The following is a 16,016-nucleotide window of genomic DNA, read 5'->3' on the forward strand; positions in this document are numbered from 1 at the left end:
AATTTCTTTCATTACTTGAATAAAATTGAAAAAGCTCCATTTTTGGAGCTTTTTTTTTATGATTCTATTTTGACATTTCGATCAAGAAATATTGAGATTTTTTCGGCTATTTCATGCGCATCTTTTTCTTTTAATTGTTTTTTTATAATGTAGTCATTAGAAGAAATGGGAAAGACATCCAAATATACCATCCAACCTAAGCTATATTTCCCATTTAGATAAATAACATTTACAGATTGTAATTTAAATAATTTGCAATGAAATTTATTATTAATGTACAAATCTTCATTTCTAATACTAAGCACATGAAATTTGTTTCTGTACCATTCAAAGTAATCATTAAATAGTACATATGCGAGTGCTGACATTGCAATAATTATTGAGATAAATGTTTCAGCTAATAGTTCAGGCTTTAACTTGCAGATGATTAATAGTAATATTGAAAAGAAAATTATCCAAGGAATAATTAATGATTTTTTATTGAAATAAAATGAAATAGTCATTTCGTTATCACCATTTTGCATTATCTCGTATTTTTCCATTCGCAGCGAATCTTTTAGAAAGTTTTAATTGTTAAACCAGTTATTTTGACTTCTCCGTTGGTTATGAAACCAAGTTTTCCTTTTTGGTTTAGATTGCTTTTTTCTAGAGAACATTCTAAAGAAGTTTTGTTGTCTACAGAAAAGAATAGTTGGTTATTTAAAACTTTAATATTTACAGTATACCATTTATTGTTTTCTAATTCCATTGGTTTTCTAAACAATGTTTTTCCGCCTCTTTTTCCATACGAATCGTCTTTTTTATTATACATTCCGTCGCCAATTACAATGTTTTGATCAATTTGATACAAGTAGGTTCGAATGTATTTTCCTTTGTCTAAATTGAGCATAATTTCGAATAAAGATGCATTTGTCATGTTGACTTTAAAATCAATTTCATAATTTTTTGGAAGCTCTTTTTTTGAAACCAAAACTCCCCAAGGTGAAAGGGAACCGTTTCCTGTGAGGGTATCATTTTTTAAAACCCATTCTTTAGAATTGATTGTCCAATCTGATTTTAGTTCTTTTGAATGCTGTAAAATGTATTCTTTTTTAGAAGTCGATATCGTGCTTGAACACGAACTTAAAATCAGTAAAAAAATAAATGTAATGCTTATTGGCTTTATCATAATTTGGTGTCGTTCCGGTATTGCGTAGGGGTGCATTGCTGTACGTCTAACGTATTGTGGATATTCGTTGCGGAGACGCACTGCAGTGCGTCTCTACAGATATGCTTTGCGTTTTGTCGATAAATTATCTAATTGACCTATTATCTAATTAACTCATTTTAATTCAATTCTGAGTGATATTTTATTTTTCCGATTGATCCCGTTTCTGAAGGCAAAAGTTCGAAAACAGAAGTAGGAGCAAGGCCTTGTTCAATTCGATGCGAAACATAAATAATACTCACATTTGTTTCTTGTTTGATAGTGTTAATTAATTGAATAACTAAATCTACATTTTCGTCGTCTAAACCTTCAACTGGTTCGTCTAAAATTAATAATGGCGGATGTTTTAAAACGGCACGAACAATTAATGCAACACGTTGCTGTCCGATAGAAAGATCTATAAAGCGCTTTTTTCTTAAATGCGTCATTTCGATCACTTCAAGCCATTGATTTACAATTTGTTTTTGATGTGTTGTCGGTTCTGTATAAAGTCCGATAGAATCAAAGAAACCTGATAGAATCATTTGTTCCAACGTATGGCCCTTTTGGAATAAATCGGTCATAGAAGTTGTGAAGATTCCAATTTGTTTCTTGATTTCCCAAACACTTTCTCCAGTTCCTTTTTTTCTTCCAAACAAAAATAAATTCTGTCCAAAACCTTTCGGATTATCTCCTGTAATTAAGGATAAAATAGTACTTTTTCCAGAACCATTCGGGCCAATTAATTGCCAGAATTCGCCTTGTTTTACTGTCCAAGAAATATTGTTTATGATTTTTCTTTCTTCGTAGCTTACCGAAACATCTTCCAGTTTTATTAATACATTATCTTGAAAAGAATGTGTTTCTGTCGCTTTCGGAATTGAAGCTGTATTTAGCGTTTTAAAATGATTTTCGTTTTTTACAAAAGGATGTAATTCGAATGAATTGTCTTTAATTAAAGCTTTATTCGGAACAAAATCTAATACATCGACATTACGGTTCAATAATTGAATAATCGCGATAGAATCGGTTAATTTTTCAAGAGAGTTGGCCAAAACAACTCTAGAAGCCTGATCTAAATGATCAAACGGATTGTCGAAAATGATAAAATCTGGTTTTTGGTCAATGCAATAACGTAAAAATTCTTTTTTGCGTTCTCCAGAAGAAAAAGTTCGCAATTGTCTATTTGAAGTTGTTGAAGCTTCAACGCTGTCGTATTGAAACTCTTTTTCAATAAATTTTTCAATTGAAATATCAGAGAAAAGAATTCCTTTTTGATTATTAAAAACGGCTAATTCTCCTTTGGCTTCTCCGTTTAATATATTGTCTATAAAAGCTTTTTTATTTACCTGATTCGATAAAAGTATATCCCAATGTTGCATTGTAATTTTTTAATATTATTTATTCTCTTTTAACGCCATTTCGCGATCGTTTCTTGACCATTCGCTCCACGAACCCACATATAATTTAGGAATTGGAAGTCCGGCGTAATCCATCGCCAATAAGGTGTGACAAGCTGTAACGCCAGAACCGCAATGAACAATTGTATTTTCTGTTTTTTTATTTTCAAGAATTGCTTTGTATTTTTCGGCCAATTCATCGGTAGATTTAAACAATCCGTTTTCGTCTAAATTTTCAGTTAATGGAACGTTGATAGCTCCAGGAATATGTCCTGCAACTAAATCCAAAGGTTCTGTTAAGCCATTATAGCGGTTTTCATCACGAACATCGATTACGATATTTTGATCGTTTTTACGAGCTTTTTCGACTTCTTCTATATCTGCTAAAGCTAATTTCCATTCTTGCGAAGGATATAATGTTTTTTCAAAAGTCTCATTTTTAGAATTTGTCTGAAAACCAGCTTGAATCGCAGTTTGATAACCACCATTTAAAACCTGAATTTTTTCATGTCCAATTGCACGCATCATCCACCAGAATCGTGCGGCAAAATTAGAACCGTTTTTATCATCGTAAACCACAACATGATCTGAAGGCGAAATTCCTAATGAAGAAAGTGTTTCTGAAAATTCTTCATGAGAAGGCAAAGGATGTCTTCCTCCATTTGCTGGATTTTCTGGAATATTGGCCAAATCACGATTTAAATCGACAAAACGTGCGCCATTTAAATGTTCGTTTTGATAAGATTCAAAAGTATTTGCACCAGCTCGAGCATCAATTAAAATGATTTTTGAAGTGGCATTTAATTCGATTAATTCTTGAGCCGTAATTAATGGAGAAATAGTAGACATTTTTTATTTTTTCTTCGAATTTCCAAGCCAAAGCAAGGCATTCAAAATTAACTGACTTTGTGTTTTATTTTCAAAAGTGTACGATAAAGTTTTGTTTGTTCCGCCTTCATAATCAATATCATTGTGTCCCATATTTACGTACAGCATTTTATATTTTTTGTTTGTCCAAACAACTGGATAATAACCGCTATGCCAGATTTCATGGGCTTTTGGACCAGTTCCTAATGGAAAACTAGATTCATCAATAGCCAATAAAATTTCAATGTCTGGATTTTTGGTTAAATCATTCGACCATCTGTACCATTCATTTGGAGCAGAAGTAAATTTTGCAGGCAGATTTTTGGTTACAGAATGCTGATTTTCTACTCTCAAAACTGCCGAAGTTGGTTTCCAAGTATTACTTCCATATTCGCCAGAACCCAAGAAAGTGTTATGATACCAATTCCAATCTTGCGGATAACTCGAATCATTTAAAGCAAATGCCGAAAAATGAAATCCAATGAAACCGCCACCGTTTTCCATATATTTTTGAAAAGCTTCTCGCTGTTCTTTTTTCTCAGGTCTTGTGTCTAAAAACAAAACAACTTGATATTTCGCCAAAAACTTTGCATTTAAATTATCCCAATTGCTGGTCGAATCGTACTGAAAATGATTTTCTGCCGCTAATTTCGGGAAGTATTTATTGGCTTCATGCACAAAACTAATATGCGCCTGATCGTTTTTTGCGGTATAAAAAGCAATGACTTTAAATTTTGAATGTTCTTTTTTGTTTTGGGAAAAGCCAAAGAAAGAAACAATTAAAGCTAAAAGTAAAATGCTTTTCTTGAAGATGGTTTGGTGGTTTTGGTTGAAAATAGTCATGAATAGTGAAGTAATTAAACAGGAATTTTTTCGATTAAAATTTCATGTTCCGATTTGTCAAAATAAGTACAAGTCATTTCAACAATATCAACGCGCCATTTTGCAATTCCAGCTTGCGCACAATGATTGCAAAAAGTCATATAATCGGTTTCTCCGTGCTGATGTTTTACCAAATTTTCGATAAAAAGTTCTTTGTTGGCAAAATCAGCTACTTTAATTTCTGGATATTTTTCTTCAGCGGCAGCGGTATAATTGTTTAATCCGAAGTAAACAGTGCTTCCGTCGTGCACATAAGTATCATATCCTTTTACACCTAAAATGATTAAATCCTGAATGTAATTTGGAAAATCTGCACCTGATTTTACTTTCGAATGCGCTTCTTTTATCTGTTCTATTGTAAACATATTTTTAATTTTAGATTGTTGATTTTAGATTTTAGATTTTGCCATGAATTAGTATAATTCGTGGCAAACAAAAAAAGTTTTTATTTCAAAAATACAATTAATGATTTTATAAACGCATCAAAAGATTCAATATGTGGCAAATGTCCTGTGTTTGGAATTTCTGCCAATTTTGAGTTCGGAATTGCCTTTTGTGTCTTTTTGCCCAATTCAGCATAATTACCCATTGTTTTTTGAATTTCAGCTGAAACTAAAGGTTTTCCTAAAGCCGTTTTATCTCTCGTTCCGATAATTAATAGTGTCGGACTTTTGATATTTTTGAATTCATACAAAACAGGTTGCGTAAAAATCATATCGTACAAAAGAGCAGAGTTCCAAGCTACACGATTGTAATCTGGTGCAGTTGTCCATCCAGCGCCAAGTTCAGCCCATTTTTGATAATCGGAATTCCATTTTCCGTCATAATAATTCGCCATTTGGTATTTTTTGATGCCTTCGTAATTCTGTTTCAATTCCGATTCGTACCACCAATCAACAGGTTTGTAAGGAACAATCAATTTCCAGTCTTCTAAGCCAATTGGGTTTTCTAAAACTAATTTTTCTGTAGTTTCAGAATACATCAAAGCAAAACGTGTCGCCAGCATTCCGCCCATAGAATGACCTAAAATTGTTGTTTTTTGAATTCCTAAATGATCTAAAAGCTTTTTGGTATTTTCTGCTAATTGCTGAAAAGTATATTGGAAATTGTCAGGTTTTGTAGATTTTCCAAAACCAATTTGATCTGGAACAATGACACGAAAACCTTCTTTCGTTAAGGCTTTAATAGTGGTTTCCCAATAAGCGCCATTGAAATTTTTTCCGTGAAGCAAAACAACATTTTTATTGTTGTAATTATCGGGTTTAATATCCATGTAAGCCATTTTTAGCGCTTGACGCTGATTGCTTAACTCTAAAAAGTGTACAGGAAATGGATATTCATAATTCGTTAAATTGATATCTAAAGACTTAATTTTTCCTTCTTGAGATAAAGCGAAAAAAGGAACGAAAAGCAGTAAAAATTTCAGGATTTTCATTTGATGGACTTTTGTTTTTTTATGATTTATAAAGTTAAACCTATCCATTTTCAAAACAAAACCTAAAATCTTAAAGTTATCCAAAAAAAAGCATTCAAAATGGTTTCATTGTTTTTGATGTCAATAATCGATGATTTATTGAGTTTTTATCGATTAAATGATATTGATTATGAAAATAATGCATTTTGACGAGTAATGTGGCACTTAAGGGAAATTCTTTCATTAACAGCGAAATAGTGCGTAATTTTAATATAAGAATGTTGTAAGCCTTAAAAATAGTATTATGAAAAAAACGATACTTTTACTCCTGCTCACAGTCCCCACATTTGCCCAAGAACTCAATACTTTTGATTTCGCCGTTATAAACTCAACCTTAATTTCACCCAATATCGATCTAGATAAAGGCCGAAGCGTTGTCGCGGCAAATGAAGATCAATATTCGGCTTATTTTCAATATGCTTTTAATATGTGTGACGATGATATTATTGTAGGTGCTGGAATTGACAAGTCGGAAATTGATCGAACTTATGTTGGTTATATCGGAAAAATTTGCGAAAAATTCAGAGCCACAATTGGTATTGGTTATCTCGAATCGAGGAGTGGTTACGACGGAACTTTTACGGGTTTTAGTATTTCGTGGCATTTTTCTGAGAACACTTATATTGGTGGAAATCTCGAAAATCTGCATTCGACAAGTATTGATTATGAAACTGATGAAAGTTTCAATTATTATCAGAAGCTGGTTCCAAAAGTCTTTGGAAGCTATGAAATTATTCCGCATGTAATTGCTTTTGGACAGCTGAGTTCAAGAGTAAATGACATTGCTTTAAAATATCAGATTAACCGATTTTCGGCTGGAGGATTTTATTCTGGACATTCAGTAGGAGGGATCTTTGGCACTCTGAATATTGGGCGATTTGCAATTTCCTGCAGTACAACTTTCGAAAAAGTAAATTTTGGATTAAAGTTTGAATAATATGCCTAGATAATTTTTGATTTGAAAGAAGAAATCCCAAAAACAATATTTAAAATTGCTTTTGGGATTTTCTGATTTAAGATCGTTATTCGTTTTTACAAACCAACAAAATCATCGCTTTTTGGGAAAATACTCAAGGCTTGAATCGCAATTTCTGGCGTTGGCGAAGCTAATTTTCGCAACTTTGTATCCATCCATGCGCCGTCAACAGTAATTGTCGCACAAAGCGTGTCGTCTTCTCTCCTAAATTCATGAATGATTGACCAGCGAGAAGCATCGGCTTTCATTTTTGAAGTTTTAGTGTGAATGAATATTTTGTCTGAAAGTTTTAATTCTTTTCTAAAAACGCATTCTTCTCTGAACAAAACAGGACCAAAACCTTGCGTTTGCATTACTTTTAATGTTAAACCCAATTCTTCTAAAATTTCGATACGATGCTGTGCACCAAAATCATAATAAGCGCTGTGACGAACGTGAAAATTTGGATCAAGATCTGACCAGCGAAAAGATATTTCTTTTGTAAATGAAGCCATTTTTAATATTGTATTTTATTGAAAAACCGAAATTACGAATAAAAAATAAACGAATAGCATAAAATTGCTATGCATGCATATATTTTTTTTATCAGATTGTAAATGGGTTATCGTATAATCTATTTTGAAAGCAGTTTTTTGATTTCGCTTGCGATGTTATCTAAGTTTCCTTCAGCATTTCCAACTGCTACATATTGTATAATTCCGTTTTGATCAATTACAAAGTTTTTAGGAATTGAATTCGTTGCATATTGATTCCATATTATTTCCTTTGGATCAATACCGAAATTAAAATCTAGACCATCTTTTTTTAATTTCACTACTTTTTTAGCCACTGCAGTTTCAGTTTCCCCGCTTGAAATGGCTAAAAAGACAAAATTATCATTTTTGAAAGGTTCTAGAATTTTTGACGGAATATCGTAAAACTCTTGTAAGCAAGGTGCGCACCAGGTTGCCCAAAAATTAACCAATACCACTTTTCCTTTTAAATCAGAAAGTTTTACATCTTTTCCGTCTACAAGCTTTAAAGTGAAGTCTTTGGCTTTATCGTTTATATTTAAGAGAAATTCCTCTTGTTTTGCTGGAGTTTGTTGTTCTGCGACATCGGTTTTAAGCTTTTTATCGTTTTCGATTTTTTCTTGCTCAGTAAAAACCTCTACGACCACTATAAACTCTCTATCGCCAATTTTATCGCCAAATTTTTTTGCTAGTTCATTTCGCTTTTCTTCACTAACGCCTTTATTCATTGATTTGACATAACCCTCATTGCCATATTTCATAACTTGATCCATTGTGGCAATTTCGTTGTTAATAATAATAACGGTTTCAGGTTTTTTTGCGACTTGGTTTTGCGCATAAAATGATTGAGCAATTAGAAAAATTGCTAGTAAAATGATTTTTTTCATGTGATTGATTTTTGATTGTTTAATGATTGATGATTATTTGTAAAAATATGTAATTAAGTTTTCATGATTTCATTTTAGAAAGTTCAACTTCCAGTTTATCAAAGTTCTCCTCATTTTTATCGATAACATAAGGCTTTAATTTCTGGCATTCTTCTTCAGTTTCAAAAAGCATTTTAAAAACTACTTTCGTTTGATTTTCGGCAACAGTTTCAAATGTTGTCAAGATTTGAAAAAGCGGTTTAGAATGGCGTTTCCATGCAATAAGATTAGGTTTGTCAATTTTGATGAATTCACATTCGTTTGCATAATTTCCCACTTCTGGACCATGCATTATAAAACTCCATTTACCGCCTTCGCAAAAATTAAACTCATGAAAAGTATTTGTAAAACCTTTTGGTCCCCACCAATTTTTCAAATGTTCAGGCGTGCTCCATGCTTTGAAAACAAGTTCTTGCGGGAAATTCAAAATTCGCGTGGTCACGATTTCTGAATCTGGTGTTGTGGAAAGAATCTCTGAAGTCATTTCTGAAAAGTTTTAAATTAAACGAAAACGCGGTATGATAAAGTTACGTTTATTTTTGTAAATCAATTATTCAGCTGTTTTTTCAAAATTATCGTAGTAAGTAAAATCTTGAGTGATTTTTCCATTTTCGATAGTGAAAATTGTACAGATTTGTAAAGTGAATTTTGATTTGTCAATTCCAGTTCCAGTTGAAATAAATTCGACAATAACGTTCTTTTCGCCTGAAGGATAAATTTGCAATATTTTATCTTCAATATTAGGGAAATAAGCTCCAAGTCCAGCGTATTTTTCTATAATTTCCTGCTTAGATTGTCTTCTAACGCCAATTCCAAAAGTAGGATCTTTAAATTCAGCATTTTCAATATACATATCGGACATTTCCTTCCATTGATGTTTGTTGAAAAGATCAAAATACTGTCTTACAAGTTTTTCATTTTCTGATGCTGCATTTGCTGTTTTATTGCAGGAAATCAAGATAATTGAGAGCGCGAGAATTATTAAAATGTTTTTCATGTGTTTTGGGGTTAAATAGTTTCAAGATTATCCCATTCGTATTCTATTTTATTTACTTTCATGTAATATGGAATTAGAAGTAAAATTTCTAAACGCAAAGAAAAATGTCCATTAGCGGTACTGAAAGGAAGTATAAATAAGGAAGCGATACATATTGCAATACCGACGACAGCATCTATTTTAGCAATCATAATTGCATTTGGTTTCTCGAACCAAAGTGAAAATGCAGCAAAAGCTTTTAGAAGCATGACAGCGATAATAAAAAGTCCTGTTCCTGAATAAGCGGTATCGCTAGAGAAACCGTAAAGAGATAAGTTTACATTTGGAACAAAAAGATTTGTAATTAGCGAACCAATGGCACCTATGCCCATTAGCATAAAAATCCAGCAGAAAACTTTTATCCACCACGGAAGTAATTTGCGTCTTATTACGTCTGGTTTTTCAAATTCATCAAATTGGCCTTTTAATTCTTGTTCCATGTTTTTTTTGGTTTTAATTAGTTATTATGTGTTTTGGGAATTTGTTGGTTTAGCTGTTTTTTTTCTTCTATTTCTTTTATTTTTTTGACAATCCACGGCAGTGTTAGCCCTTGTCCAATTAAAGTCAATAATACAACTGCGACCGAAATAAAAATAATAGCATTTCGATGAGGAAAAGGAGTTCCGTCTTCTAGGAATTTAGGAAGTCCGATTGCGATTGCCAGTGATACAATGCCACGCATACCAGACCAGCTTATAATTAAGCTATTGCCAAAATCGAGTAGCGCATGCTCACTGACTTTTCGTTTTCCTTTTTTATTTTTTAAAAAGGCCTTTTGCAGGTTTTTCTTTTGAAAAAACACTCTTGTCATTCTAGTTAATAATGCAACAATTGTAATGATTACGGCATAACCAATATAGGGTAAAATCATACCATCGTCGATGTCTTTTAAAATATATCGAAAATTGAGTCCGATTAAAATGAAAATCAATCCGTTGAGTAAAAAAATAATAACATCCCAAAGACTTTTCGAATTGTTTTTTAAATTTTCGGGAAAGATTTTATTGCTTAAACGCGCCATTGCTAAACCTAGAATAACAACTGCAATTACTCCAGAAACATGTAAGTGCTCTGCAACTAAATAGGTTACAAATGGCATTAAAAGCATAAAGCTAACCGTTACATTTATGTTTTTGCGAACTTTTCCAAGAATAAAAGCAAGGATTTTACTCATTACAAAACCAACCAAAAAACCTCCTCCAAGCAATAAAGCAAAGTTTAGGGCTGCTTTCCAAATAATAAAGGCAGAACCCATTGCGGTCGCAACGGCAAAGCGATAAGCAACAAGAGCAGAAGCATCATTTATAAGACTTTCGCCTTCTAATATTGTAAGTGTTTTTTCGGGTAAACCAAGACCTTTTGTAATGTTTACTGCTGCAACAGCGTCTGTAGCTGAGAGAATAGCGCCTAGAACAAAAGCCAAAGGCCATGTCATGCCTGGAATCATGTAGTGAGAAACAACTGCAATCCAAAATGTAGTAAGAAATACAAGCGGAATTGCCAATGTACTAATAGTGCTAAGATTCGTTTTAAAATGTTTGGGTGAAATATTGAAAGAAGCATCATATAACAATGGCGGAAGAAATATCAAGAAAATAATTTCCGGATTGATTTCGATTTCCTGCATTGTTGGAACAAAACCAATCAGGATTCCCACAATAACTAAAAGAATAGGATAAGGTAGTTTTGACTTTTCTGCAAATGCTGATAAACCAATAACGATGGCTAATATGAAAATGATGATGGTGTAATTCTCCATTCGGGCATTAATTATTACTTAATTGTTTTTCTAAATTTTCAATTTCAGAAGGTCCGCTAACATTTTTCTTTACAATATTTCCGTTTTCATCAGTCAAAAAATGCCACGGAATTCCCATAGACTGATTGCCGTATAAGCTTCTTAAATTGGCATCTAATTTTTCGTTTACCCTGATATGATATCCTTCTAAATTATAAAAATGAATCATTTCTTTCCATTGCTTTTCTCTGCTTTCTTTGTCAATAGAAATATAAACCATTGTAATGTTTTTTGATTTTAATAATTCATAAAGTTTAGCATTGTCTTTAAATTCAGCTTTACACGGACTGCACCATGTTGCCCAAATGTCAACATAATATTGTTTTCCATTCAAACTTTTTAAAACATCATTTACAGAATTAAGACTGGAAGAATTAGCTATAAAATTAATTTTTTCATTTAATGGCTCTGCTTGTTTTTTATGAAAGGCAATAATTGGCATAATTACAGGCTCCAAAAAGTGTGTATATGGACTTGAAGGATATTCTTTTTTAAATTGCTCAAAAAGCGTAATCAGTTCTTTTTCGTAATTATTATTTATCGCTTCATAATAAACATAAGCAGCAAAATAATATTCTAGCTGAAGTCCAGATAGATGTTTTTTTGCATTGTTTATGTTATGAGTATGAATCTGACCTTTTTTCTGAAATTCAGCTATTATTTTGGTGTCTACTTTTTCAAGAATTAATTCGTTGTAACGCAGATAATTTTCGATATAAAAATAAAACCACGGCGAACTTAAAAGCTTTGGATTTGTAACAGGATTTGATTGAAAAATCTCTTTCCACATTTCACTAAATTGTTCCTTGGAAAGTTTATTTTTATTTTGTGCCACAAGCAAATAATTTATAAAAGCGAGACCTCCTTGTATTCCTTTATGAAAATAATCTCGGTCTGTTTCTACGAGATTGTAAAAATCTTTTGAGATTACTTTTTCTTTAAGAAGCTTTTTAAATTCTGCCATTTCAACTTCTTTACTTTGTTCTATTTTTTGTTTTATTTCTGAAGGAACACTGTCTTGCGTATATTTTTTTGTTTCCAATTCAAAATGACCACCTACAATCATGCTTCGATTTGGAATCTGGTTGTAAAGTATTTGGCCTTTTTGGTTCGGAGATTCCACTACAAATTTGTTTTCAGAAGCTTCGGTGTTGATGCTGACTTTATAAGTCATTCCAGGCTCTACAATTAAAGTTCCGTAAGATTTGTAACTGTTCGATAAATCAATAAAAGAAGTTTTTTCTAAAGAAATAGTGATTTGAAAATTTCCAGACGAATCGATTTGAGCAGAATCTGTAAATCCAAAATAATCGATTCCGTGAATTGGTAAAGTATATTCAATGATATCCGGAATTTTTCCTGTGATTTTTCCTGTGATTTTTATTTCGTTCTTTTTTCCCTGACCAATAGCGAAGGAGGAGAACAGTAGTATTAAAATAAACTGAGTTAACTTCATTTTTTTACGTTTTAATCAGGTTTTGCTTATTTCAAATATAAATTATTTATATGATAAAAGAACGTTTTTGAAATATTGTGTTTTTTTGATTTATATAAAATTTTGTTTTTGAAGAGTCATTATTGAAAAAATATTATGAGACACTTTCTCTAATAATGACATGAAAAATAGTGGTTTGCCACATCTGTCAGTCTTGAAAAATGTCATGTTGTCAGATGATTTTTCCTCTGCCAATATGAAAACTGACAATTTTATTTGGTTTTTTATATTGGCACAAAGATTGACTTATGCCACCTGAGTTAATAAAATTAAATCAAAAATTAAATATATAAAAAATGGGTAAAATAATCGGAATTGACTTAGGTACGACGAACTCTTGTGTTTCTGTAATGGAAGGTAACGAAGCAGTTGTTATCCCTAACGCAGAAGGAAAAAGAACTACACCATCTATCATCGCTTTTGTTGAAGGTGGAGAAATTAAAGTAGGTGATCCTGCAAAAAGACAAGCAGTAACGAATCCTACAAAAACGATTGCTTCTATTAAACGTTTTATGGGACACACTTTTGCTGAAACTCAAGAAGAGGCAAAAAGAGTTCCTTACAGTGTTGTAAAAGGTGATAACAATACTCCACGTGTGGATATTGACGGTCGTTTATACACTGCTCAAGAATTGTCTGCTATGACACTTCAAAAAATGAAAAAAACTGCTGAAGACTATTTAGGTCAAACAGTAACTGAGGCAGTTATTACAGTTCCTGCTTACTTTAACGATGCGCAACGTCAAGCTACTAAAGAAGCTGGTGAAATCGCTGGTCTTAAAGTTATGCGTATCATCAACGAGCCAACTGCTGCTGCACTTGCTTACGGATTAGATAAAAAAGGAAATGATCAAAAAATCGCTGTTTACGATTTAGGTGGAGGTACTTTTGATATCTCTGTTCTTGAATTAGGAGACGGTGTATTTGAAGTATTATCTACAAATGGTGATACTCACTTAGGTGGTGATGATTTTGACCAAGTTATTATTGACTGGTTAGCTGACGAATTCAAATCTGAAGAAGGTATTGATTTACGTTTAGATCCAATGTCATTACAGCGTTTGAAAGAAGCTGCTGAGAAAGCTAAGATTGAATTATCATCTTCTGCTGAAACAGAAATCAACTTACCATACGTAACTGCTACTGCTTCTGGACCAAAACACTTAGTGAAAAAATTATCTAGAGCTAAATTTGAGCAATTATCTGATTCTTTAGTAAAACGTTCTATGGAGCCAGTTGCTAAAGCATTAAAAGATGCAGGTTTATCTACATCTGATATCGACGAAGTTATCCTTGTAGGAGGTTCTACTCGTATGCCAAGAATCGCTGACGAAGTTGAAAAATTCTTCGGTAAAAAAGCATCTAAAGGTGTTAACCCTGATGAGGTTGTTGCTATTGGAGCTGCTATTCAAGGTGGAGTTTTATCTGGAGATGTAAAAGATGTATTGTTACTTGACGTAACTCCTCTTTCTTTAGGTATCGAAACTATGGGTGGTGTATTGACTAAATTAATCGAGTCTAACACAACTATCCCAACTAAAAAATCTCAAGTATTCTCTACTGCTGCTGATTCTCAACCATCTGTTGAAATCCACGTATTACAAGGAGAAAGAGCTATGGCTGCTGATAACAAAACTATCGGTCGTTTCCACTTAGATGGTATTCCACCAGCACCAAGAGGAGTTCCTCAAATCGAAGTAACTTTCGATATCGATGCTAATGGTATCATCAAAGTTTCTGCAACTGATAAAGGAACAGGAAAATCTCATGATATCCGTATCGAAGCTTCTTCTGGTTTAACAGCTGAAGAAATCGAAAAAATGAAAAAAGATGCTGAAGCTAACGCTGATGCTGACAGAATTGCAAAAGAAAGAGCTGAGAAATTGAACGAAGCTGACAGTACTATCTTCCAAACTGAATCTCAATTGAAAGAATTAGGAGATAAATTGACAGACGATCAAAAAACAGCTATCGAATTTGCTTTAACTGAATTAAGATTCGCTCACCAATCTCAAGATCTTGAGGCAATCCAAAAAGGATTAGACAATGTAAATGCAGCATGGAAAACAGCTACAGAAGCAATGTACGCTCAAGGTGGTGAAGGACAGCAAGCTGCTCCACAACAAGAGCAATCTGGAGACAATGTTGAAGACGTTGAATTCGAAGAGGTAAAATAATTCTTTTGTATTAAGTAATTAGTACAAAGTATTAAGATAGAAAACCGAGTCAGAAATGACTCGGTTTTTTTATGGGTATGAATTACTGTAGAGACGCACTGCAGTGCGTCTAAGTCTAGGTTTTGCACAAACTGATAATTGTCATTTCCTGTTCGAATTCTTTTTCGTAATATTACTATTGTAAAATTTCATGGATGAGAAAGATCAAATACAAGAAAGGACGTAAGCTGCAACACATTACTTTAGAGTATACTGGGACGCATAAAGAGCACGAAACAGAAATGCAGCTTTTTGTATATAATGACCAAGATGTTGTAGAATACGATAAGTTTACAGTTTTAGCTTTAAATTCTTGTTTTGATTACACCAAAAACAATTGGCTCAATATTCACGGTTTAAATGATATCAATCTTATAAAAACAATTGGTACGCATTTCAAAATTGATGATTTCCTACTTGCCGATATTTTAAATACTACTAAGAGAACAAAGCTAGAAGAGCAGCAAGATATTTTGTTCTTTAATATAAAATCGCTTCTTCCTTCTGAATATTCAGATAATATTAGTGTAGAACAGTTAAGTTTTATATTAAAAGACGGAATCTTAATTTCTTTTCAAGAAAAGCGAAGCGATTTCTTTACACACATTCGCGAGCGTTTGCGTACGCATGCAGGAATAGTTAGAACTAAAAAGGTAGATTACCTCTTGTATTTACTTTTAGACGCTGTAATGGAGAATTTCTACATCACATTGGAAGACGAAGAAGATAAGATTGAAGAATTAATCAATTTGACAAAAAAAGAAGCGAAACCTGTTATTTTAGAAAAAATTGAAAATCACAGAGATAACTTGAATTTTCTAAAGCGTTCTATAGTACCGCTTCGAGATTCGCTTTATTATTTGAAAACGAAAAAAGACGACGATGAAGATAATGGGTTAATTCAGAAAGACACTTTCAATTTCTTTATTAGACTGCATCAAAAAAGTTTGGAGCTTTTGGATCAAATAGAATCAGATATGAGTTCTTTAGAAAGTGCCTCGAACTTTTATTTTTCGGAACAAAGCCGAAAAATGAACGAAATCATGAAAACGCTGACCATCATTTCAGCTATATTTATTCCGCTTACTTTTATTGTAGGAGTGTACGGAATGAACTTTGAAAATATGCCAGAACTCAAAATGCAAAATGGCTATTTTGTAGTAATGGGCGTAATGTTTTTGCTGGTAATAGCCCTAATCATTTATTTTAAGAAACGACGCTGGTTTTAACGTTTGTTTTGTTTTAGAA

At 32.6% G+C, this 16,016-nt stretch carries 17 protein-coding genes; 3 read left to right on the top strand and 14 right to left on the bottom strand.

All coding sequences use genetic code 11. The features are described from left to right. Window positions 1-56: 56 nt before the first annotated feature. From DM444_RS02415 to DM444_RS02445, 7 genes are all read right to left on the bottom strand, one after another. Window positions 57-542 (bottom strand): hypothetical protein, encoded by a 486-nt coding sequence (locus DM444_RS02415; protein ID WP_111283633.1) that lies wholly within the window; start codon window positions 540-542, stop codon window positions 57-59. A 14-nt stretch (window positions 543-556) separates the two neighbouring features. Continuing rightward, window positions 557-1,168: a LamG domain-containing protein gene (locus tag DM444_RS02420; RefSeq protein WP_111283635.1), complete on the bottom strand. Its 612-nt coding sequence runs from the start codon at window positions 1,166-1,168 to the stop codon at window positions 557-559. Between the two features lie 158 nt (window positions 1,169-1,326). Next, window positions 1,327-2,568, bottom strand: coding sequence for an ATP-binding cassette domain-containing protein (locus DM444_RS02425; RefSeq protein ID WP_111283637.1), 1,242 nt, complete (start codon window positions 2,566-2,568; stop codon window positions 1,327-1,329). Between the two features lie 15 nt (window positions 2,569-2,583). Continuing rightward, window positions 2,584-3,435, bottom strand: a complete 852-nt coding sequence (locus tag DM444_RS02430; RefSeq protein ID WP_111283639.1) for a sulfurtransferase — start codon at window positions 3,433-3,435, stop codon at window positions 2,584-2,586. 3 nt (window positions 3,436-3,438) lie between these two features. Continuing rightward, window positions 3,439-4,296 (bottom strand): ThuA domain-containing protein, encoded by an 858-nt coding sequence (locus tag DM444_RS02435; RefSeq protein WP_111283641.1) that lies wholly within the window; start codon window positions 4,294-4,296, stop codon window positions 3,439-3,441. A gap of 14 nt (window positions 4,297-4,310) precedes the next feature. Next, complete coding sequence (locus DM444_RS02440; RefSeq protein WP_111283643.1) at window positions 4,311-4,700, bottom strand: DUF1398 domain-containing protein; 390 nt, start codon at window positions 4,698-4,700, stop codon at window positions 4,311-4,313. A gap of 80 nt (window positions 4,701-4,780) precedes the next feature. After that, window positions 4,781-5,770 carry an alpha/beta fold hydrolase gene (locus tag DM444_RS02445; RefSeq protein WP_111283645.1) on the bottom strand — a complete coding sequence of 330 codons (990 nt, stop codon included), beginning with the start codon at window positions 5,768-5,770 and terminating at the stop codon, window positions 4,781-4,783. Window positions 5,771-6,053: 283 nt separating this feature from the next. Between DM444_RS02445 and DM444_RS02450 the strand changes: the two genes are divergently transcribed. Then, complete coding sequence (locus DM444_RS02450) at window positions 6,054-6,746, top strand: hypothetical protein (protein ID WP_111283647.1); 693 nt, start codon at window positions 6,054-6,056, stop codon at window positions 6,744-6,746. Window positions 6,747-6,841: 95 nt separating this feature from the next. On the opposite strand, the gene DM444_RS02455 is transcribed toward DM444_RS02450, so the two are convergent. The 7 genes from DM444_RS02455 to DM444_RS02485 form a co-directional block, all read right to left on the bottom strand. Next, window positions 6,842-7,279 (bottom strand): acyl-CoA thioesterase, encoded by a 438-nt coding sequence (locus DM444_RS02455; protein WP_057122622.1) that lies wholly within the window; start codon window positions 7,277-7,279, stop codon window positions 6,842-6,844. A gap of 119 nt (window positions 7,280-7,398) precedes the next feature. Further along, window positions 7,399-8,184, bottom strand: a complete 786-nt coding sequence (locus DM444_RS02460; protein WP_111283649.1) for a peroxiredoxin family protein — start codon at window positions 8,182-8,184, stop codon at window positions 7,399-7,401. Between the two features lie 61 nt (window positions 8,185-8,245). Continuing rightward, window positions 8,246-8,707, bottom strand: a complete 462-nt coding sequence (locus DM444_RS02465) for an SRPBCC family protein (RefSeq protein WP_111283651.1) — start codon at window positions 8,705-8,707, stop codon at window positions 8,246-8,248. Between the two features lie 66 nt (window positions 8,708-8,773). After that, window positions 8,774-9,220, bottom strand: coding sequence for a nuclear transport factor 2 family protein (locus DM444_RS02470; protein WP_111283653.1), 447 nt, complete (start codon window positions 9,218-9,220; stop codon window positions 8,774-8,776). 11 nt (window positions 9,221-9,231) lie between these two features. Beyond that, window positions 9,232-9,699: a hypothetical protein gene (locus DM444_RS02475; RefSeq protein WP_111283655.1), complete on the bottom strand. Its 468-nt coding sequence runs from the start codon at window positions 9,697-9,699 to the stop codon at window positions 9,232-9,234. 17 nt (window positions 9,700-9,716) lie between these two features. Continuing rightward, the gene (locus DM444_RS02480) at window positions 9,717-11,018 is read right to left on the bottom strand and encodes a Na+/H+ antiporter (protein WP_111283657.1); all 1,302 of its coding nucleotides are present in this window, start codon (window positions 11,016-11,018) and stop codon (window positions 9,717-9,719) included. Window positions 11,019-11,025: 7 nt separating this feature from the next. After that, entirely contained in the window at window positions 11,026-12,513 is a 1,488-nt protein-coding gene (locus DM444_RS02485; RefSeq protein WP_111283659.1) for a TlpA family protein disulfide reductase, read from the bottom strand. A 335-nt stretch (window positions 12,514-12,848) separates the two neighbouring features. On the opposite strand from DM444_RS02485, the gene dnaK reads away from it, so the two are divergent. Together dnaK and corA are read left to right on the top strand one after the other, a co-directional pair. Next, a complete protein-coding gene (gene dnaK / locus DM444_RS02490) occupies window positions 12,849-14,729 on the top strand; it encodes a molecular chaperone DnaK (protein ID WP_111283661.1) in 1,881 nt (626 codons plus the stop codon). A 194-nt stretch (window positions 14,730-14,923) separates the two neighbouring features. Continuing rightward, the gene (corA, locus tag DM444_RS02495) at window positions 14,924-15,997 is read left to right on the top strand and encodes a magnesium/cobalt transporter CorA (RefSeq protein ID WP_111283663.1); all 1,074 of its coding nucleotides are present in this window, start codon (window positions 14,924-14,926) and stop codon (window positions 15,995-15,997) included. The last annotated feature ends 19 nt before the right edge of the window (window positions 15,998-16,016 follow it).

This window comes from Flavobacterium ginsenosidimutans (assembly GCF_003254625.1).
Lineage (GTDB): Bacteria > Bacteroidota > Bacteroidia > Flavobacteriales > Flavobacteriaceae > Flavobacterium > Flavobacterium ginsenosidimutans.

Coding starts and splice junctions, on each gene's coding strand:
- DM444_RS02435 (WP_111283641.1), bottom strand. CDS start 4,296: ATGACTATTTTCAACCAAAACCACCAAACCATCTTCAAGAAAAGCATT.
- corA (WP_111283663.1), top strand. CDS start 14,924: ATGAGAAAGATCAAATACAAGAAAGGACGTAAGCTGCAACACATTACT.
- DM444_RS02440 (WP_111283643.1), bottom strand. CDS start 4,700: ATGTTTACAATAGAACAGATAAAAGAAGCGCATTCGAAAGTAAAATCA.
- DM444_RS02450 (WP_111283647.1), top strand. CDS start 6,054: ATGAAAAAAACGATACTTTTACTCCTGCTCACAGTCCCCACATTTGCC.
- DM444_RS02465 (WP_111283651.1), bottom strand. CDS start 8,707: ATGACTTCAGAGATTCTTTCCACAACACCAGATTCAGAAATCGTGACC.
- DM444_RS02475 (WP_111283655.1), bottom strand. CDS start 9,699: ATGGAACAAGAATTAAAAGGCCAATTTGATGAATTTGAAAAACCAGAC.
- dnaK (WP_111283661.1), top strand. CDS start 12,849: ATGGGTAAAATAATCGGAATTGACTTAGGTACGACGAACTCTTGTGTT.
- DM444_RS02445 (WP_111283645.1), bottom strand. CDS start 5,770: ATGAAAATCCTGAAATTTTTACTGCTTTTCGTTCCTTTTTTCGCTTTA.
- DM444_RS02460 (WP_111283649.1), bottom strand. CDS start 8,184: ATGAAAAAAATCATTTTACTAGCAATTTTTCTAATTGCTCAATCATTT.
- DM444_RS02420 (WP_111283635.1), bottom strand. CDS start 1,168: ATGATAAAGCCAATAAGCATTACATTTATTTTTTTACTGATTTTAAGT.
- DM444_RS02455 (WP_057122622.1), bottom strand. CDS start 7,279: ATGGCTTCATTTACAAAAGAAATATCTTTTCGCTGGTCAGATCTTGAT.
- DM444_RS02470 (WP_111283653.1), bottom strand. CDS start 9,220: ATGAAAAACATTTTAATAATTCTCGCGCTCTCAATTATCTTGATTTCC.
- DM444_RS02485 (WP_111283659.1), bottom strand. CDS start 12,513: ATGAAGTTAACTCAGTTTATTTTAATACTACTGTTCTCCTCCTTCGCT.
- DM444_RS02425 (WP_111283637.1), bottom strand. CDS start 2,568: ATGCAACATTGGGATATACTTTTATCGAATCAGGTAAATAAAAAAGCT.
- DM444_RS02415 (WP_111283633.1), bottom strand. CDS start 542: ATGGAAAAATACGAGATAATGCAAAATGGTGATAACGAAATGACTATT.
- DM444_RS02430 (WP_111283639.1), bottom strand. CDS start 3,435: ATGTCTACTATTTCTCCATTAATTACGGCTCAAGAATTAATCGAATTA.
- DM444_RS02480 (WP_111283657.1), bottom strand. CDS start 11,018: ATGGAGAATTACACCATCATCATTTTCATATTAGCCATCGTTATTGGT.